General features: G+C 73.9%; 12 protein-coding genes and 2 pseudogenes. 1 reads left to right on the plus strand and 13 read right to left on the minus strand.

Annotated features, from left to right (window positions below; translation table 11 throughout):
• Nucleotides 1–125 precede the first annotated feature (125 nt).
• A complete protein-coding gene (locus tag AC3ERT_RS13755; protein WP_435130084.1) occupies nucleotides 126–1,145 on the minus strand; it encodes a Gfo/Idh/MocA family protein in 1,020 nt (339 codons plus the stop codon).
• A 313-nt stretch (nucleotides 1,146–1,458) separates the two neighbouring features.
• Between AC3ERT_RS13755 and AC3ERT_RS13760 the strand changes: the two genes are divergently transcribed.
• On the plus strand, nucleotides 1,459–2,724 hold the full coding sequence (locus AC3ERT_RS13760) for an ROK family protein (RefSeq protein WP_335979065.1): 1,266 nt from the start codon (nucleotides 1,459–1,461) through the stop codon (nucleotides 2,722–2,724).
• 123 nt (nucleotides 2,725–2,847) lie between these two features.
• Here AC3ERT_RS13760 and AC3ERT_RS13765 read toward each other — a convergent pair whose 3' ends face one another.
• The 12 genes and pseudogenes from AC3ERT_RS13765 to AC3ERT_RS13820 all read right to left on the minus strand — a co-directional run.
• Nucleotides 2,848–4,578 (minus strand): DUF4139 domain-containing protein, encoded by a 1,731-nt coding sequence (locus tag AC3ERT_RS13765; RefSeq protein WP_435174235.1) that lies wholly within the window; start codon nucleotides 4,576–4,578, stop codon nucleotides 2,848–2,850.
• A 3-nt stretch (nucleotides 4,579–4,581) separates the two neighbouring features.
• Nucleotides 4,582–5,463: a DUF4139 domain-containing protein gene (locus AC3ERT_RS13770; RefSeq protein ID WP_435174236.1), complete on the minus strand. Its 882-nt coding sequence runs from the start codon at nucleotides 5,461–5,463 to the stop codon at nucleotides 4,582–4,584.
• 166 nt (nucleotides 5,464–5,629) lie between these two features.
• Nucleotides 5,630–6,757 carry a DUF4139 domain-containing protein gene (locus tag AC3ERT_RS13775; protein WP_435174237.1) on the minus strand — a complete coding sequence of 376 codons (1,128 nt, stop codon included), beginning with the start codon at nucleotides 6,755–6,757 and terminating at the stop codon, nucleotides 5,630–5,632.
• A gap of 161 nt (nucleotides 6,758–6,918) precedes the next feature.
• A complete protein-coding gene (gene argF / locus AC3ERT_RS13780; RefSeq protein WP_335979060.1) occupies nucleotides 6,919–7,917 on the minus strand; it encodes an ornithine carbamoyltransferase in 999 nt (332 codons plus the stop codon).
• An 89-nt stretch (nucleotides 7,918–8,006) separates the two neighbouring features.
• Nucleotides 8,007–9,248 carry an arginine deiminase gene (locus AC3ERT_RS13785; RefSeq protein WP_335979059.1) on the minus strand — a complete coding sequence of 414 codons (1,242 nt, stop codon included), beginning with the start codon at nucleotides 9,246–9,248 and terminating at the stop codon, nucleotides 8,007–8,009.
• A gap of 160 nt (nucleotides 9,249–9,408) precedes the next feature.
• Nucleotides 9,409–12,020: pseudogene (locus AC3ERT_RS13790) on the minus strand (polynucleotide kinase-phosphatase).
• A 17-nt stretch (nucleotides 12,021–12,037) separates the two neighbouring features.
• Nucleotides 12,038–13,585, minus strand: coding sequence for a 3' terminal RNA ribose 2'-O-methyltransferase Hen1 (locus AC3ERT_RS13795; RefSeq protein ID WP_435174240.1), 1,548 nt, complete (start codon nucleotides 13,583–13,585; stop codon nucleotides 12,038–12,040).
• 222 nt (nucleotides 13,586–13,807) lie between these two features.
• Nucleotides 13,808–14,698 (minus strand): homocysteine S-methyltransferase, encoded by an 891-nt coding sequence (gene mmuM / locus AC3ERT_RS13800; protein ID WP_435174259.1) that lies wholly within the window; start codon nucleotides 14,696–14,698, stop codon nucleotides 13,808–13,810.
• A 223-nt stretch (nucleotides 14,699–14,921) separates the two neighbouring features.
• On the minus strand, nucleotides 14,922–15,842 hold the full coding sequence (locus tag AC3ERT_RS13805; RefSeq protein ID WP_435130101.1) for an LLM class F420-dependent oxidoreductase: 921 nt from the start codon (nucleotides 15,840–15,842) through the stop codon (nucleotides 14,922–14,924).
• A gap of 35 nt (nucleotides 15,843–15,877) precedes the next feature.
• Nucleotides 15,878–16,348 carry a DUF6099 family protein gene (locus AC3ERT_RS13810; protein WP_435130104.1) on the minus strand — a complete coding sequence of 157 codons (471 nt, stop codon included), beginning with the start codon at nucleotides 16,346–16,348 and terminating at the stop codon, nucleotides 15,878–15,880.
• Nucleotides 16,349–16,483: 135 nt separating this feature from the next.
• A complete protein-coding gene (locus tag AC3ERT_RS13815) occupies nucleotides 16,484–16,909 on the minus strand; it encodes a nucleotide pyrophosphohydrolase (RefSeq protein WP_435174241.1) in 426 nt (141 codons plus the stop codon).
• Between the two features lie 890 nt (nucleotides 16,910–17,799).
• Nucleotides 17,800–18,963, minus strand: a pseudogene (locus AC3ERT_RS13820) (AAA family ATPase); the annotation flags it as partial.
• Nucleotides 18,964–18,974: the final 11 nt, after the last annotated feature.

Raw genomic sequence — 18,974 nt, forward strand, 5'->3', positions numbered from 1 at the left:
CTCAGGACGGCGCTGGGGGCTGGGAGGTACCCGACGGATTGGGGTTGAGTCTCCACCGATCGGACGGATACGGGCGACAAATGGTGATGTGAGCCATCTCTCCATCGGACCGGGTCCGAGGGGCGTCAGTCGGTGGACGGCGCGGCGAGGGGCACGGCCTCGCCGGTCCGCAGGGACGCGAGGACGGCCAGGACGACGTCGGTGACCAGACTGCCCTGGTCGAGGCCGGGGCCGACCGGCCGGCCCGCGGCGAGGTTGGCGACGAAGGACTGCACCATCCATGTGGGCGGGCCCTGGAGGCGCCCGTCGATCTCGCCGCCGAGCATGCCCGGCCAGGTGTAGGCGCTGCTCGCGTGGCGGAAGCTCTGGTCCTGGAGGTCGACGTCGACCGCGGACCTGCTGCCGACGACCTTGTACTGGAAGTCCACGATCGAGGGCGTGGAGTCCGGCAGCACCCAGGTGGAGGTCAGGTTGGCGGTGGTGCCGTCGGCGAAGGTCAGCAGGGCGTGCACGACGTCCCAGGTGTCCACGCCGAGCTCGGCGAGCCGGCCGCGCGAGCCGCGGGCGAAGACCGAGGTCACCGGCTGGTCCGCGACCCACAGGGCGGCGTCGACGGTGTGGCTCATCAGGAACCACGCCGGCGAGGACTTCGCCGCCCACGGCAGCATCCGGGTCGGCACGTAGTAGGTGTTGCTGAGCAGGATGTTCTGGGTCAGCACCTGCCCCAGCTCGCCGGCGGCCGACAGGTCGTGGATGCGGCGGACGGCCGGGTTCCAGCGGTTCTCGAACCCGACCATGCACTGCACCCCCGCCTCGCGCACCGCGTCGCCGATCGCGCGGCAGTCCTCGGCGGTCATGGCCAGCGGCTTCTCCAGCAGCAGGTGGGCGCCGCTGCGGGCGGCGTCGACGGCGACCTCGCGGTGGGCGAAGTCGGGCGTCGCGACGATCACCGCGTCGAGCCCGCCGGCCGCCAGCATGGCCCGGTGGTCGGTGAAGGCCGCGAGGGAGAACTCGTCCGCCACCTTTCCGGCCGCTTTCGGGTCCAGGTCGCAGACCGCCTTCACCCGGGCGTCCGGGAAGCCGTCGAGCGACTGCGCGTACATCCGCCCGCGGATTCCGGCGCCGACTATGCCGACGTTCACCATCAAGACTCCTGACACGACTGTTCGGGGAGCGGAGGCTCCGTGGGTGCGCCCGCCCCGCACGAGGGGGCGGCTTCGTCTCGTCACCGCCGAGGCGAGGGTTTGTAAGTTATCCATGCGAACATAGGAGGTCAAGGGTTTGCGTTCACCCGTGATCTGCACTCTCCACCGCAGGTGACGTGCCTCATTTCGGGCAAGTCTCCCCCGTGTAACCGTCGCTCGATGTATGACTCACGCAGTTGATCACCTGGGTTTGTATGATGCGTAGCCCATTGCTGTACTGGAACGGCTACTCACACCAACCGATGGAGCCGCCTTGAGGTCCGACCACGACCGCCGGGACGCCCGCACCCCGGCAGGGCCGCCGCCCGGCCGCCCCCAGGTGGGGCCGCAGCCCGCCCGCGCCGCCACCCCGCTGATCTCCCCGAGCCTGGCCAACCAGGTCAACCGCGCCCGGGTGCTCCAGTCGCTCTACGACATCGGTCCGCTCTCCCGCTCGGACCTGGCCCGGCTCACCGGCACCACCCGGGCCGCGATCGGCACGATCGTCCAGCCGATGATCGACAGCGGCATCCTCGCCGAGGGCGACCCGCGCTCCAGCGGCGCGGCCGGCGGCAAACCGGCCCGGCCGCTGTGGTTCTCCCCCGCCGGGCCGTCCATCGCCGCGGTGCACCTGCTGCCCGGACTGGTCGACGTCGCGCTGGTCAGTGCCGCCGGCGAGATCCTGGCCACCGCGAACGGCCGCTTCCGCCCGGACGGCCCCGACCCCGACGAGGTGATCGAGACCCTGCTGGGCTGCCTCGCGCGGGTGCTGCCCACCGGCGGCACGCCCCCGATGGGGGTGGGCATCGCGGTCGGCGGCATCGTGGACACCGACACCGGCACGGTGATGAAGGTCAACCTCGCACCCGTGCTGGACGGGCTGCCGCTGGGCCGGCTGCTCTCACGCCGCCTCGACCTGCCCGTCTACCTCGACCACCACCCGCGCGTCCAGGCGCTGGGCGACCGGTGGTTCGGCCAGGCGCGCGGCGTCCAGTCGTTCGCCTCGCTCTACCTCGCCGACGCGCTGGGCGTCGGCCTCGTCATCGACGGCGCGGTGCAGCGCGGCCAGGCCGGGGCGGGCGGCGAGATCGGCCACACCGTCGTGGAGTTGGACGGCCGGGTGTGCGAGTGCGGCCAGCGCGGCTGCTGGGAGACGATCGCCACCGACCGGTGGCTGCGCGACGAGGCCGTGCGCCTGGGACTGCCCGCCGCCCCGAGCATGACGACCGGTTCGCTCGCGCGACTGGCCGCCCGCAACCACCCCGGGGCCGCCGACCTGCTCGACCGGTTCGCCCGCAACATCTCGGTGGGCATCATCAACCTCCAGCAGATCCTGGCGCCCGGCCTGTTCATCCTGCACGGCAACGCCATCGCCGGCGGCGACACCTTCCGCCGCCGGATCGAGGCCCATGTGCAGTCCCGCATCCTCCAGCCCGCGGCGGGCCCGCCGCAGATCGTCTTCGCCGAGGCCGGCGACCACGTCACGGAGCTCGGCGCCGCCGGGCTCGTGCTCTCCCACACCCTGCGGCTGATCGCCTGACGGGCGTACGGGTGTACGGGCGTACGGGCGTACGGGCGTACGACGCCGGCGGCGTACGGGGGCGGGCGGCGTACGGGGCGGCCGGCGTACGGGGCGGCCGGCGTACGGGGGCGGGCGCGGGTCCTACAGGCCCGTCACGGCGCTGGACGCGGTGAGTTCGTGGACGAGGGTGATCTCGCGGTGCTCGCCGGGGCCGAGGGCGAGGGTGTAGCGGACGATGCCCTCGGCGTCGACCTCGTCGGGCGCCGGGGACGAGGCGTCGGTGCGGACCCTCACCTCGACCGCGGAGACCTCCGAGACCGGGACCCGCTCGCGGATCACCAACTCCTGTGCGGGAGCGCCCGCTTGGGCGTCGAGCCGGGAGACGAACAGCCGCACCCGGCGGGTGATGACGGTGCGCTGGTTGATGGCGGTCAGGCCCGCGGTGTCGCGGCTCTCCTCGACCTGGCGGACCACGCGGAAGGTGTCCTCGCTGCCGAACGCGAGCCGGACCTGCGCCCCCACGCCGGTGAAGGCCAGCTCGCCGCGCCCGACGAAGCCGCTGCCCCGCACCAGGTCCACCGGTCCGGCCAGCAGGACGTGCCCGGCGGTGTTGGCGAAGTGCGCGGTGGTCACCGGCAGCGGCGACAGTTCGGGGGCGCAACTGCGCTCCGCGCGGCAGGGGGCGGTGAAAGCGGACAGGTGCACGCGGTGCGGGCGCCCGTCGGAGGGGATGTCGACCGGGTGCGGGGCGGCCAGGGTGCGCACCGCGCCGCCGTCGTCGAGCCCCGGCACCCGGGCGGTACCGCCGGCCGCTCCCCCGCCGTCCGTACCGTCCGCGGTGTCGGCGCCGACGCTGCGGATCTCCTCCTCCCGCAGGTTCACCTCCACGGTGCGCCGCTCCTCGGCCGACCGCTCGCGCAGGGTGAGGAGGTCCTCGGTGAGCGCGGGCGGATTCGCGGCCAGGGTGGGGCGGGCGGTGGAGAGCGACAGCGCGACGCCGTGCCAGTCCTCGCCGGTGGCCTGCCAGACGAACGCGTCGGTCTCCAGCCGGACCGTGCCGCGGTCCGAAGTCCCCTCGCCGGAGCCCAGGGTGGCGCGGTAGGCGGGCCGCCACAGCGCGCAGGGCACCAGGTGGGCGACCTTCAGCCCGGCCGGTCCGGCCTCCTCGGCCTCCACGACGAGTTCGAGATGCGCGGTCAGCACCTGCGGTTCGTACTCGGTGGCCGCCAGTGCCGCGCGGGCCTCGCGCAGTTCCTCGTCGATGTCGTGCAACCGGCGCCGCAGCCGGTGCAGTTCGCCGATCCGGGTCTCGGCCTCCTGGTCGACGCGGTCCAGCCGGTCGGCCCAGCGCTCCGGGTCGGCGGCACCCGCGCCCGCGCCCTGCACGATGTCGCGGTGCAGGTCGGTCCTGGCCTGGTCGACCACCGCGAGGGCGTTCTCCTGCCGCTGCTGCACCTGCCGCGCGTCGTACAGCTCCCGCTCCAGGTCGTGGACGTCGCGGCGCAACTGCGAGGCGTCGCGGCCCGGTTCGCCGGGCGGGGCGGGGGTGTAGGAGCGGATCACGCGGGCGTCGAGGACGCGGGCGGCGAGGCCGGCGAGCTTACCGGTCCCGGCGGGCGGGTGGGTGCCGTCGGAGCGGAGGGCGGAGACCTCGGCGCGCAGCGAGCGGTCGACGGCCAGCGGGGTGACCGGGCCGATCCGCAGCCGCTGCGTGCCCGCGGCGAGGGTGACGGTGCCGGTGCGTTCGACCTGGGCGCGGTCCTCCAGGCAGGTCACCGCGGTGATCGGCAGCCGGGTGGCGGCCTGCTGCGGGTCGGGGGCGGGGGTCCGCGGATCGGGGGTGGTCGTTCGCGGGTCGGGGGCGGCAGTCATGGGTCAGTTCCTCCGGTTTCCGCCGACGACCGACTTGCCCACCGGCAGCCGGATCTCGAACCCGCCGGTCAGCGTCGCGGTCCGGCCCGGTTCCAGCGTGACGCGCCACACCCGCGCCCCGGGCACGTAGGTCTCCTCCTGGCCGTCCAGCGGCGCGCCGGGGTCGCTCCAGCGGGGCTCTGCGCGGTGCTCCTCGATCCGTACGTCCTTGTCGGCCGAGGTCGGTATCCGCTCGCGCACCTCCACCAGCGCCGGGTACGGCAACCGGTTGGCGACCTCCACCTCCACGGTGTGGTCGAGCACCGTGGTGCCGCCGCGCAGCCCCGCGGTGGACTCGCGCATGTGGGCGCGGCGGGCGACCTGGACGCTCTCGGCCACCCCGAGGCCGACCGCCTGCCGCTGCCCGGGGGCGAGGGTGGGCAGCGCGGCGGTGCGCACGAAGTCGCCGTCGACCATGACGTCGGCGGGGCCGGCGAGCAGCGGGTGCGCGGAGGTGTTGGTGACCAGGACCGTGCCGAACACGGCGGTGTCCTGCGCGGGCACGCAGACGTACTCGAACGCGGTGCGGACCGGGATCTCGCCGACCGGCACGGTGTGCCGGCGGCCGTCCGCCGCCACGTCCACGGGCGCCGCGGTGTCGAAGCGGTAGTCGAACGAGCCGGCCGAGCGGCGGACGTCCACCGCGTGGGCAGGCAGCGGGAGTTCGGCGGCGGCCTCGGCGCGGCCGCGGTACTCCGCGACGACCGCGTCCGTGTCCTCGTCGGCGGCGCGCAGGGTGCCGCGGCCGTCGTGCTCCTGCGGGCCCGCGAGCACCAGGCGGGCGTAGTCGAGGAGTTCGGGGGCGGGCGCGGGGCGGGCCGCTTCGGCGCCGGCGGTATCGGCCATGGCGGCGGTCACCGAGCGGCGGGCGGCGTGCCGGGGCGCGGCAGGCGCGGGCAGCGCGGCCGCGGGTGCCGGCAAGGGCGGGGCGCCGGGCGCGGGGGGCGCGCCGAACCCGGCGATGTGCTCGGCGAGTTCGGGCGCGGCGCCGTAGCCGACGGCGGCGGTCGCCTCAGCCGCGGCGCCGTAACCCCCGGCGCCCGGTGAGCCGCGCGGAGTCGTACCCGGTGAACAACTCGTCGAGCCCGGGCGGGGGTTCGCGCCAGCCCGGGCCCGCGGGCGCCGGCTGGCTGCGGCCGATCCGCAGGCTGCGCAGTTCGGGCAGGCTCGTGCGGCGCAGCAGGTCGGCGGTGGACAGGCCGAGTCGTACGCCGGTCCAGTCCTCGCCGGTGCGCTGGACGACGCCGGCGCGCAGCACCAGGGTGGCGGCGCCGCTGCGGCCGTCGAGGCGCAGCTGGTAGGAGGGGGTCCAGGTCGCGCCGGGTACGTGGTACTCCAGCTCCAGTTCGGCTTCCGCCGGGCCTTGTTCGGGCCAGGCCGGCTCCTGGCCTCCAGGGGCGTTCGGGACTTCGGCGCCGGGTGCGGCGCCGTCGGCGACCAGCGTCACCACCGCGTGCGCCGACGGCTCCACCCGGTGGGTGGGCAGCGCGCCGGACGCCTCGTCGATACGGTGCCGCAGCACGTCGGCGTCGTGTTCGGCCTGCGCCAGCTCGTCCTCGGTGGTGCGCAGGCGGGTGTGCAGCGCGGCCAGCCGGGTGTCCACGAACCCGGCGAGCGCGAGGATGGACTCCACCGGGGCCCAGCGGGGCGGGTCGCCGCGCCGCTGCGGGGGCGGTTCGGCGCGGAAGCCGGCCACCTCGCCGATCTCGGCCGCCAGCCGGTCGCGGCGGTCCCGCAGCCGGGCGAGGCGGTCCTCCGCGTCCTCCAGGTCCAGCCGCAGGCCGGGGGCCTGTTCGCCGCGCCGCAGGGTGGCGGTGACGTCGACACGGACGTCCGCGACCCGCAGCCCGGGCGGGCCGGAACGGACGCTGCCGCGCAGTGAACCGGTGTTCAGCGTCGGCGGGAGCCCGCCGACACGGACCTGGACCGTACCGCCGGCGGACGGCCTTCCGGAGACGTGGCCGGAAGGGTCGCCGGGCGCGTCGCCGGGCGCTCCGCCGGGTACGGGCAGGGCGACCGTGGCGCGGCGGGTGCACACCGCGCCCCGCGCGTACACCACGACCGCCGTCAGTTCCGAACGCACCGGGTCCGGCGCGCGCTCCGCCGCGCCGGTGGTCGGCGCGCTCTCGCCGTTCGCCATGCCTTCCCGCCTCCCCCTGCCGGCCGGCCCGCTTCCGGCCGCGGCGCGACCGGAACTCGTCCGTACCCTAGCCGAGTTCGCCCGCTCGCCCGCAGGCCGGAGCCGGTCCGGCCGGGGGCGGTTCGGCCGGGGCCGGGTCGACCGGGGCCGGGTCGAGGGGTTCAGCCGAGGGTGGAGACGAGGATCGCCTTGATGGTGTGCATCCGGTTCTCGGCCTGGTCGAAGACGACGGACTGCGCGGACTCGAAGACCTCGTCGGAGACCTCGAGGTGATCCAGGCCGTACCGGGCGTGGATCTCGCGGCCGACGGCGGTGCCCAGGTCGTGGAAGGCAGGCAGGCAGTGCAGGAAGGTGGCGGCCGGGTTGCCGGTGGCGCGCATCACGTCGGCGGTGACGGCGTACGGGGAGAGCAGGTGGATGCGCTCGTCCCAGACCTCCTTGGGCTCGCCCATCGACACCCACACGTCGGTGTGCACGTGGTCGACACCGCGCACGCCCTCCTCGACGCTCTCGGTGAGGGTGATCCGCGCCCCGGTCCGGTCGGCCAGCGCGCGGGCCTGCGCGACGATCTCGGTGTGCGGCCACATCGACACGGGCGCGGCGATCCGCACGTCCATGCCGAGCAGCGCGCCGGTGACCAGCAGCGAGTTGCCCATGTTGTAGCGGGCGTCGCCGAGGTAGGCGTAGGAGATCTCCGGCAGCGGCTTGGGGTTGTGCTCGGTCATGGTGAGCACGTCGGCGAGCATCTGGGTGGGGTGCCACTCGTCGGTGAGGCCGTTCCACACCGGCACCCCGGCGTACGCGGCCAGTTCCTCGACGGCGGCCTGGCCGTGCCCGCGGTACTGGATGCCGTCGAACATCCGGCCCAGCACCCGGGCGGTGTCCTTGATCGACTCCTTGTGGCCGATCTGCGAGCCGGTCGGGTCGAGGTAGGTGGTGGAGGCGCCCTGATCGGCGGCCGCCACCTCGAAGGCGCTGCGGGTGCGGGTGGAGGTCTTCTCGAAGACGAGCGCGATGTTCCGGCCGCGCAGCCGCTGCTGCTCGGCGCCCGCCTTCTTGGCGGCCTTCAGCTCCGCGGCCAGAGCGACGAGGTGGCGGAACTCCTCAGGAGTGAAGTCCAGTTCCTTGAGGAAGTGCCGGCCCTTGAGGTCGACGGGCATGCGGAACTCCTAGCGTGCGGTGTCATCGAGCAATGGAACCCTATACGATGATCGGCATTCTTATACAGTCCTGGGGAGTGGGCCGCTCGTCACACCGCGTCGCGCTCGATCGGGCAGCTCATGCAGCGCGGCCCGCCCCGGCCCCGGCCCAGCTCGCTGCCGGGGATCTCGATCACCTCGATGCCACGCTTGCGCAGGAACGTGTTGGTGGTCGCGTTCCGCTCGTACGCCACCACGACGCGCGGCTCCACCGCGAGCACGTTGCAGCCGTCGTCCCACTGCTCGCGCTCGGCCGCGTGCACGTCCTGGGTGGCGGTGAGCACGGTGATCGCGTCGAGGCCGAGCGCGGCGGCGATCGCACGGTGCATGTGCTCCGGCGCGTGGTCGGTGACCTTCAGCTCGCCCTCCTCCCCGCCCGGCTCGATGGTGTACGAGCGCAGCATCCCCAGGCCCGCGTACTGCGTGAAGGTGTCGCCGTCGACCATGGTCATCACGGTGTCCAGGTGCATGAACGCGCGGCCCTTGGGCATGTCGAGCGCCACGATGGTGCGGGCCGAGCCGGCCGCGAACAGTCCGCGCGCCAGCATCTCGACGGCCTGCGGGGTGGTGCGCTCGCTCATCCCGATCAGCACCGCGCCGCGGCCGATCACCAGCACGTCGCCGCCCTCGATCGTCGACGGGTAGGCGTGCTGGCCCTCGGACCAGACGTGGAAACCGCCCTGGGCGAAGAGCGGGTGGTGCCGGTAGATCGCCTCGAAGTGCACGGTCTCGCGCTGCCGGGCCGGCCAGCGCATCGCGTTGATGCTCACCCCGTCGTAGACCCAGGCGGAGGTGTCGCGGGTGAAGAGGTGGTTGGGGAGCGGGCTGAGCAGGAAGTCGTCCAGGTCCATGGCGTGGAACCGGACCGAGACCGGCTCGGCGAAGCGCTCCAGGAACTCGCGTTTGGTCATGCCCCCGACCAGCGCCTCGGTCAGGTCCGGGGTGGGCAGCTCGTCGAACGCCGCCCGCAGGTGCCCGGTGGCCAGCGGGCCGTACTCCTTCTCGTCGAAGACCCGGTCCAGCACGAGCCGCTTGGCCGCGGGCACCTCCAGCGACTCCTGGAGCAGGTCGCCGAAGAGGTGCACCTCGACGCCGCGGTCCCGCAGCACGTCGGCGAACCCGTCGTGCTCGGCGCGGGCCCGGCGCACCCACAGCAGGTCGTCGAAGAGCAGCGCGTCCTTGTTGGTCGGGGTCAGCCGCTTCAGTTCGAGGTCGGGGCGGTGCAGGATGACGCGGCGCAGCCGGCCGGTCTCGGAGTCGACGTGGAAGCCGTTGTCCGCCATGGAAGCCATGGAAGAAGAGCTTCCCATGTGCGGGACGGCTCAACACGGCACCGCGCCCGTGGGTGGGGCGCGGTGCCGTGTTGGTCCTGCCGTACGGGGGTGGGCCCAGCCGTACGGGGGGCCGTGCCGTACGGGGCCGGCGGGGCGGGCCTCGCCGTGCGGGGCCAGGTCAGAGCCGGGGGTCGACCGGCTCGGACTCCAGCGCGAGCACCGCGAAGACCGCCTCGTGCACCCGCCACAGCGGCTCACCGGCGGCGAGCCGGTCCAGGGCCTCCAGGCCGAGGGCGTACTCGCGCAGCGCGAGGGACCGCTTGTGGCCGAGGGCGCGGCCGCGCAGCCGGGCGAGGTGCTCGGGGCGGGTGTACTCCGGACCGTAGATGATCCGCAGATACTCCCGGCCGCGGCACTTCACGCCGGGCTGGACCAGCCGCCCGGACTCGGTGCGCACCAGCGCGGCCAGCGGCTTGACCACCATGCCCTCGCCGCCCGCCCCGGTCAGCTCCAGCCACCAGCGCACCCCGGCGGCCACCGACTCCTCGTCGCCGGTGTCGACGTACAGCCGGCGGGTGGCCTGGAGCAGGCCGCCGGTGTCGGCTTCGACGAGGCGGTCGATGAGGGCGAGCTGCCGGTCGTGCGGCAGGTCGGCGAGGCTGCGGCCCCGCACGGCCAGCAGCTGGAACGGTGCCAGCCGCACCCCCTGAAGCCCGTCGGTGCTCCAGCAGTAGCGGCGGTACGCCTCGGTGAACGCGGCCGCGTCCGCCGCCCGTTCCTCCTGCCGGGCCAGCAATGCGGCGACGTCGGTGCCGCGGGCGACGGCGGCTCCGAGCGCGGTCAGGGCGGCGGGGAACGCGGCACCGGACGCGGCGCCCACCGCCGCGTACTGCTTGCGCAGCAGGCCGGACGCCTTCAGCGACCAGGGCAGCAACTCGGCGTCGAGCAGCAGCCAGTCGGTGTCCAGCTCCTCCCACAGTCCGGCGGCGGTGACGGCCGCGCGCAGCCGGGCGAGCACCTCCTCGGTGACGGCGGGGTCGTCGAAGAACGGCCGCCCGGTGCGGGTGTGCACGGCGCCGGTGACGCCGGGCGCGGTCGTGCCGAAGCGCTCGCGGGCGACCGCCTCGTCGCGGCAGACCAGGGCGACCGCGCGCGAGCCCATGTGCTTCTCCTCGCACACCACCCGGGCGACGCCGTCCTGCCGGTAGGCGTCGAACGCCTCGGCCGGGTGCTCCAGGTAGCCGTCCTGGGTGGAGGTGGCGCACGGCGCCATGGTCGGCGGCAGGTAGCCGAGCAGGCGCGGGTCGACCGCGAAGCGGCTCATCACCTCCAGGGCGGCGGCCGCGTTCTCCTCGCGCACGGCGAGCCGGCCCATCCGGGAGGTCTCCACGGTGCGGCGGCCCACGACGTCGGCGAGGTCCAGGGGCCGGCCGTCCTTCGCGCCGGGCGTGGGCGCGGCGAGCGGCTTGGCCGGCTCGTACCAGACCCGCTCGGCCGGCACGTCGACGATCTCCCGTTCCGGCCAGCGCAGCGCGGTCATCCGGCCGCCGAAGACGGCGCCGGTGTCGAGGCAGAGCGTGTTGTTGACCCAGGACGTGGCCGGCACGGGGGTGTGGCCGTAGACCACGGCGGCGCGGCCGCGGTAGTCCTCGGCCCACGGGTAGCGCACGGGCAGGCCGAACTCGTCCGTCTCGCCGGTGGTGTCGCCGTACAGGGCGTGCGAGCGGACCCGGCCGGAGGTGCGGCCGTGGTACTTCTCGGGCAGCCCGGCGTGGCAGACCACGAGCTTGCCGCCGTCCAGGACGTAGTGGCTGACCAGGCCCTCGACGAAGGTCCGGACCCGGGCGCGGAAGTCCGGGTCGCGGGCGTCCTCCCGCTCGAACTGCTCGATGGTCTCGGCGAGGCCGTGGGTGTGCTGGACCTTGCGGCCCTTGAGGTAGCGGCCGAGCTTGTTCTCGTGGTTGCCCGGCACGCACAGGGCGGTGCCCGCCTCGACCATGCCCATCACGCGGCGCAGTACGCCCGGGCTGTCGGGGCCGCGGTCGACCAGGTCGCCGACGAACACGCGGTGCGGCCCTCGGGGTGGGTGCCGTCCCGGTAGCCGAGCCGGGCCAGCAGCGTCTCCAGCTCCGAACTGCATCCGTGCACGTCGCCGATGATGTCGAACGGGCCGGTGAGGTGGGTCAGGTCGTTGTACCGGCGCTCGGTGACGACCCGCGCGCCCTCCACCTCCTCGGTCCCGCGCAGCACGTGCACCTTGCGGAAGCCCTCACGCTCCAGGCCGCGCAGCGAGCGGCGCAGCTCGCGCTGGTGGCGCTGGATGACGTGGCGGGGCATGCCGGCCCGGTCGGGGCGGGCGGCGTTGCGGTCGGCGCACACCCGCTCCGGCACGTCCAGCACGATCGCGATCGGCAGGACGTCGTGCTCGCGGGCGAGCCGGATCAGCGGCTGGCGTGCCTCGCGCTGCACGTTCGTGGCGTCGATGACGGTGCGGCGCCCGGCGGCGAGCCGCTTGCCGGCGATGTAGTGCAGGACGTCGAACGCGTCGCGCGTCACGCTCTGGTCGTTCTCGTCGTCGCCGACCAGACCGCGGCAGAAGTCCGAGGAGATCACCTCGGTCGGCTTGAAGTGGCGTGCGGCGAAGGTGGACTTGCCCGCGCCGGTCGCCCCGATCAGCACGACCAGCGACAGGTCGGTGACGGCCAGCGCGCCCGGGCCGGGCGCGGTCTCGGGGGCCGCCGCCTCGGGGTGCTCCTGGACTTCCGGGGCCTTCGGGGTGCCCGCGTCCATGCTGCTGCGGTGCTCGGTCATGCGACTGCCTCCTTCGCGCTCTTCTCGCCGCTCTCGTCCATCTCGCCCTGCTCGCTCTTCCCGTCCTGCTGGTCCTGCTCGGCCTGCTGGTCCTGCTCGTCCGCTGCGTGGCCGAAGACGGCCATCTGCGTGGGCGGCCCCACCTCGGGGTCGTCCGGCCCCACGCCGGCGAACCGCACCCGGTAGCCGTACTGCTCGGCCACCCCGGCCGCCCACCGGCCGAACTCCGCCCGGCTCCACTCGAACCGGTGGTCCGCGTGCCGCACATGCCCGGCGGGCAGCGACTCCCACCGCACGTTGTACTCGGCGTTCGGCGTCGTCACGACCACCGTCCGCGGGCGGGCGGCCCCGAACACGGCGTACTCCAGCGCCGGGAGCCTGGGCAGGTCCAGGTGCTCGACCACCTCGCTGAGCACCGCCGCGTCGTACCCCGCCAGCCGCTTGTCGGTGTACGCCAGCGAACCCTGGAGCAGCGCGACCCGTCCCGCCTGCCGCTCCCCCATCCGATCCAGCCGCAGCCGCCGCGCGGCGATGTCCAGGGCCCGCGCCGACACGTCGACGCCGACGACCTCGGTGAACCGGGCCTCCTTCAGCATCGCCGCCACCAACTGGCCCTGGCCGCAGCCCAGGTCCAGCACCCGCGCCGCACCCGCCGCGCGCAGTTCGCCGAGGATCGACTCCCTGCGCTGCACCGCCAGCGGCGCCGGCCGCTCCGCCACCTCCTCGGGCACCTCCGGCTCCACCGCGTTGTCGATCGCCTCGACCTCGATGTCGTCCGCGTCGGCCAGCCGGACCAGCTCCATCCGCTCCAGCGCCTGCCGCGTCAGCGACCAGCGCCGGGACAGGTAGCGGCTGGTGATCAGCTTCTGCTCCGGGTGCCGCGGCAGCCACCCCTCGCCGAACCTCAGCAGCTTGTCCACCTCGTCGGCCGACACCCAGTAGTGCTTGGCATCGTCCAGCACCGGCAACAGCACGTACAGGTGCCGCAATGCCTCCGCCAGTCGCATCTCCCCTTCCAACGTCAGTGCCACATACCGCGACTCGCCCCACTCCGGGAACCGCGGGTCCAACGCGATCGGCTCCGCCGCCACCCGCCACCCCAGCGGCTCGAACAGCTTCGCCACCAACTCCGGGCCGCCCCGCGCGGGCAGCACCGGCACCTCCACCCGCAACGGCATCGGCGCCGCCGCCCGCTCCGGAAGCGTCCGGCACTCCCCGCGCAGCGCGGTGGCGAACACCGTCCGCAGCGCCACCGCCAGCAGCGACGACGCAGCGTACGGCCGGTCGTTCACGTACTGCGCCAGCGCGGCATCGGGCGCGCCCCAGCGACCCCGACCCTTCCCGCGTCGCACCAGCGCGGGCGCATCCACCTCCAGCAGCAGCGCGGCCGTGGTCGACTCGGCGGTCGCCTCGGGGTAGAACACATGCGCCTGGCCGTAGGCCGTCGAGAACGCCTGCGCCCGATCCGGGTGCTTGTGGAGCAGGAACCCCAGGTCGGTAGCCGGAACTTCGGTGCTGCCGGTGGCAGTGATCGTCATGAACACGTACGCGAGTATTCGGCAACGGAGCCCCGGCCGACACCGGATTTACGCCGCCCCCGAAGCCGGACCCGGGACCGAATCCGGAGCCCGACCCGAACCCGGACCCGGGACCGGACCCGAACCCAGACCCGGACCCGAACCCGGAACTCACCCCCGCAACTCACCAGCCGACCACCCGAGCCACTCAGCCGCACAAGCAACTCAGCCGCTCAGCCACTCAGCCGCTCAAGCCGCCCGACCGCCGCCCCGCAGCGCCGCCGCGATCCCGGCGATCCCCGGCGGCCCCACCCGGCAGCAACCACCCACCAGCCGCGCGCCCTCCTGGCACCACCCGGTGACCAGCGCCGGGTCGAACTCCGTCTCGCCCGCCCAGCGCCGCCCCTCGGCGTCCCAGTGCTCACCGCTGTTGGGATAGGCCACCACCGGCTTCCCCGAGACCTCCGCGGCCAGCCGCACCGCGTCGGCCACCTCGCCCGGAGCGCAGCAGTTCACGCCCACCGCGACCACCTCGTCCCGGCCCGCCACCAGCGAGAACGCCTCCGCCAGCCGCTGCCCGGCCCGCGTCCGGCCGCCCTCGACCGTGTATGACAGCCACACCGGCACCCCGGTACCCTCAACCGCCTTCAGCATCGCCTCCGCTTCGTCCACATCCGGCACAGTCTCCAACGCGAGGACATCCGGCCCCGCCGCTGCCAGTACCTCGATCCGCGGTCGGTGGAACTTCGCCAGCTCCCGCACACTCAGCCCGTACCGTCCCCGGTACTCGCTGCCGTCCGCCAGCATCGCCCCGTACGGCCCGACCGACGCCGCCACCCGCACCCTGGTCCGGCCCGCCGCCGCCCGCCGGGCCAACTCGACACTGCGCTCCAGCAGCCGCGCAGCTTCCGCACGGCCGACCCCGCGCCGCGCGAACCCCTCGAACGTCGCCTGATAACTGGCCGTGGTGACCACCTGCGCACCCGCCTCCAGGTACGCGGTGTGCGCCGCGAAGACCTGCTCGGGCTCCTCCGCCAGCAACCGCGCCGTCCACAGCGGGTCCGTCAAGTCGCAGCCTTGGTCGACGAGTTGGTTGGACAGCCCGCCGTCGAGCACCAGCGCCCCTTCGTCCGGCAGCATCCGCCCGGCCGGCGTGCCGGGCGTACCGGGCGCGGCCCGCCTGACCGGCTTCGTTCCGATCGCCTCACCTCCCTTCTCTTCCTCTCGCGTCTTCTCGTGCGTCTCGCGAGACTCGTGCGTCTCGCGCATGGCCGGTCCTGCGGGCTCTTCCGCGGCGGGCGGTCCGCCCGGCCCGCGGGCGGGGCCGGGCTCCGCCGCGGGCACGGGCGGGGTCACCGCGCCCTCATCCGAGCTGCGACTGGACCTGCGCGGAGATCAGCTCCAGGTGGTCCAGATCCTTCAGGTCCAGGACCTGGAGGTAGAACCGGGTGGCGCCCAGCTCCGCGTACCGCCCGATCTTGTCGACGACCTCCGCGGGCGACCCGGCGAGCCCGTTGGCCTTCAGCTCGTCGACCTCCCGGCCGATCGCCGCCGCGCGCCGGCCGACCTCGGCGTCGTCCTTGCCGACCGCGACGACCAGCGCGTTGGACAGGACGATGTCGTCCGCCGCCCGGCCGGCCGACCGCAGCGCCTCCCGAACCCGCTCGAACTGCCGCCCGCTGTCCTCGACCGAGGCGAAGGGGATGTTGAACTCCGCCGCGTAGCGCGCCGCCAGCTCAGGGGTCCGCTTGGCGCCCATGCCGCCGATGATCACCGGAAGCGACGACTGCGCGGGCTTCGCCAGCGCCGGCGAGTCCTTGAGCTGGTAGAACGTGCCGTCGTAGTCGAAGGTCTGGCCGACCGGCGTCCCCCACAGTCCGGTGATGACGGCCAGCTGCTCCTCCAGCCGGCCGAACTTCTCCTTCGGGAAGGGGATGCCGTACGCGGTGTGCTCCGCCTCGTACCAGCCCGCGCCGAGCCCGAACTCGACGCGGCCGCCCGACATCTGGTCGACCTGGGCCACCTGGATGGCCAGGACGCCGGGCAGCCGGAAGGTGCCCGCGGTCATCAGCGTGCCGAGCTTGATCCGGCTGGTCTCCCGCGCGAGACCGGCCAGCGTGATCCAGGCGTCCGTCGGTCCCGGCAGCCCGTCCCCACCCATGGTCAGGTAGTGGTCCGAGCGGAAAAAGGCGTCGAAGCCGAGTTCCTCGGTTGCCTTGGCGACCGACAGCAGCGTGTCGTAGCTCGCCCCCTGCTGGGGCTCAGTGAAGATGCGTAGATCCATTCCCCCATCCTGCATCAGGTCCGCGGCCGTCCACGTCACCCCGAGTCGGCACGCGCGAGCACATGGACCCGGTCCTTCGCCTCGTCGACCGCGTCAAGCGCTTCGACGCACTCCCAGTAGGTCTCCTCGTCGCACGCCGAGGAGATCAGCGCGACCAGGGCGAGCCCGATCTCGCCGAGGAGGGTGCGCAGCGCCCGCAGGGTGTCGGCCGGTTCGCGGATCGTGCTCAACCGCGCGGCTCTGGGCGGGCCGACCCGCGTGGCCGAGACGACCGGCACGGGCCCGGCCCGCGAGACCGTACGCCCTGGGTCGCGCGTCGCCCCGCGCTCCCCGGGCCGCATGGGCCCGGTCGCGCCCTCGGCCGCGCGTCCCCACATCTCCGCGAGCAGCCGTCCGATAGCCTCGGTCAACTCGTACGCCTGCCATGCCTCGGCGATGACGTCCTCAGGCTGTGGATCGCGGCTCATCGCCCGCTCCGCCTCCGCCACGAGCCGTGCAGCGTCCATGTCCTCTTCCCTTCTCACGCACTCGCACGACGACTCCGTGCCGCCGTCTCATGTCACTCAGAGTGACACGGCGCAAGTGCCTGGAAAGAGGAAAATTCGGAACTGTGGAAAGCTTCTGGCTTGTGGATAACTCGGTCACTCGTCCGAGGGATCAGCGGGCTTCTGTCCACCGCTCTCGGCCGGCGCCGGTTTCGGTACCTGCTCCGGCACCAGCTCCGGCACCGGAAAGCGCAGCTCGTTGCGGTCGATCTTCGCGGAGAGCGCGGCCAGCACGTCGATGTCGAGCACCGCGCAGAACTGCAGCAGATACGCCAGGACATCCGCGACCTCGTCCAGTACGCGGGCCGCCGACGCTCCACCGCCGCCTCCGTCCCCCTCCCCGGACATCACCGCCGCCGACTGCTCGGGGGTCAGCCACTGGAAGATCTCCAGCAGTTCGGCGGCTTCGACGCTCAGCGCGGCGGCGAGGTTCTTCGGCGTGTGGAAGGGCTCCCAGCGGCGCCTGGCCGCGAAGTCCACCAGGCGCTGCTGGAGTTCGGCGAGATCGTGTCGGTCGGTCACACGGACCGGTCTACCTCATCGTCACCGCGCCCGTCGCCTTCCCCCTCGTACCGCGCCGCCGATCCGCTGTCCGCGCCGTTCTCCCGTCCGGCGCCGATCGCGGCGGGAAGTTGCCCAACCGGAAGTTGCTCAATGGGGAGTTGTCCAGCGGGAAGTTGTCCAGCGGGGGCGGGGACGAACGCCGTGTCGAGCCATCCCGGTTCCGCGTGGCCGGGCACGTCGTCGACGGTTTCGGTGTGGACGTAGTCGCCGGGTTCGAAGCCGCGGTCGTCGGGCCCTTCGTACCCGGCGTCGCCGTACCCGGAGTCGTCGTAGCCGGCATCGCCGTAGCCGCAGGACTCGTCGCTCCCGAAACCGGAGTACCCGAAGTCGTCGTGCCCGACCCGGTCGAACGGCGGCCCGCCGTAAGGAGAAGGAGAGGGCTCCGCCGGCGGCCTCACGGTGGGCGCGCCCGCCGACGACGTCCGCCGGTCCGGACCGGCTTGCGCGGGCACCCGCTCCTCCCTGACGGTTCCCGCGGGCGCGGGCCCCTTCCGATCAGCGCCGCCCGCGGAACCGGTGGACCCCGCAACCGCCTCCCCGGCCTCCCCGACCGCCCCTACGTTCCCGGCACCCCCGGCATCCCCGACATCCGTCGGCCCGGCCGCTCCCGCCTCCCCCGCACCGTCCGTTCGCCCCGGTCCGCCTCCGCACGGCGCCTCTTCACGCGGCCCGCCATCCCCCGCCCCAGGCCCACCGCCCGGCCCTAGACCACCGAGATCCGCGGCCCCCTCCACGGCCGTGTCAGCGCCCTCCTCCCCGCACGCTGCTTCCTCCTCCACCGCCCTCTTCCTCTTCCGCGTCATCCGCGCCACCTCCGACCCTGCCCCCAGCTCCACGAGCAGGGCCCTGTCGATGGTTTCGGCGTCCTCCAGGTGAGAGGGGTCCTGCACGGTGCCCAGCAGCCGGATGTGGCCGCGGGCGGAGGCGAGCCCGGCCAGCCGGAGCAGTTCCCGGGCCTGTCGCCGGTCGACGCCGACGTCCAGCCCGTCGGCCACCACCGTCAGCACCTGACCGGCCGGCAGATGCTCGGTGCTGGTGTCCACGTCGAGCACGCCGGGCCCGGTCAGCAGCACCAGCGCCAGCGCCAGGAAACGCAGTTCGCCGTCGCCGAGCCGGTCGACCGGAACCATGCCGAGCCCGCCGCGGTCCACCGCGGCGATCACCGCCTCGACCAGCGGTTCACGGGCGCCCCCGGTCATCAGCGCGGGCAGCGCGGTCAGGCCGTGCACCGGCCCACTGCACACCTCGCGCACCGCACCCACCAGCAGCCCGTGCCGGATGCTGCACTCGTGCTCGGTCCTGGCCAGCACCGCGGACAGGTTGTCGCACGAACCGCGCAGCCGCCCGTCACCCACCCGCACCGGACCGCGCATCACCTCCGGACGCGGCACGACCGGGAAGACGCCGCGCAGCGCGACGACCATCTGCTCGGCCGCCGCCAGCACCTTCTGCTGCCCCTCGGTGCTGCCGGACACGCGCAGCGGCAGCATCGGCGTGGCGAGCCGGTCGTCGGGGAGAGGCGCGCGGATGACCGCGACGGCGTCGCCGGTGTGCCAGGCCGCCTGGACAGTGGGGCGGGCGGGGTTGCGCAGCGCCGTGGTCAGAAGGGTCTCGCCGAGGCCGCTCAGCCGTTCGCCGACGATCCGCAAGGTCGGCTCGACCTGCACGGCCAGGTCGAGCCGGACCGGTCCGAGCACACCGTCGGCGGTGCAGCCGATACGGAAGCCGCGCCGCCCCTGCGCGTCGGGGCTCGCGTCCTGCGGCACACAGGCCGCCGCTCCCCCGCGGATGAACGACCTGCCGGTGCGCGACACCTCGAACACCCCTTGCAGATCGGCCCCCGAGGCGAGGCGGCCGAGTACGGCCAGACCTTCGAGGACGCTCGACTTGCCCGTGCCGCTCGGCCCGGAAAGAAGCGTGACCGGGTCGAGCGGGAAAGTGGCACCGCGGTGCGATTTGAAGGCCGACAGCCGGAGTTCGGTGATCATCGGGCGCTGGGGGCTGCTGCTCATGGCCGCGAAGC

This window comes from Actinacidiphila sp. bgisy145 (assembly GCF_057708125.1).

Excerpts from the sequence above, each read along its gene's own strand:
- AC3ERT_RS13755 (WP_435130084.1), bottom strand. The coding sequence starts at position 1,145 with ATGGTGAACGTCGGCATAGTCGGCGCCGGAATCCGCGGGCGGATGTAC.
- AC3ERT_RS13765 (WP_435174235.1), bottom strand. The coding sequence starts at position 4,578 with ATGACTGCCGCCCCCGACCCGCGAACGACCACCCCCGATCCGCGGACC.
- AC3ERT_RS13770 (WP_435174236.1), bottom strand. The coding sequence starts at position 5,463 with ATGGCCGATACCGCCGGCGCCGAAGCGGCCCGCCCCGCGCCCGCCCCC.
- AC3ERT_RS13775 (WP_435174237.1), bottom strand. The coding sequence starts at position 6,757 with ATGGCGAACGGCGAGAGCGCGCCGACCACCGGCGCGGCGGAGCGCGCG.
- argF (WP_335979060.1), bottom strand. The coding sequence starts at position 7,917 with ATGCCCGTCGACCTCAAGGGCCGGCACTTCCTCAAGGAACTGGACTTC.
- AC3ERT_RS13785 (WP_335979059.1), bottom strand. The coding sequence starts at position 9,248 with ATGGCTTCCATGGCGGACAACGGCTTCCACGTCGACTCCGAGACCGGC.
- mmuM (WP_435174259.1), bottom strand. The coding sequence starts at position 14,698 with ATGCTGCCGGACGAAGGGGCGCTGGTGCTCGACGGCGGGCTGTCCAAC.
- AC3ERT_RS13805 (WP_435130101.1), bottom strand. The coding sequence starts at position 15,842 with ATGGATCTACGCATCTTCACTGAGCCCCAGCAGGGGGCGAGCTACGAC.
- AC3ERT_RS13810 (WP_435130104.1), bottom strand. The coding sequence starts at position 16,348 with ATGGACGCTGCACGGCTCGTGGCGGAGGCGGAGCGGGCGATGAGCCGC.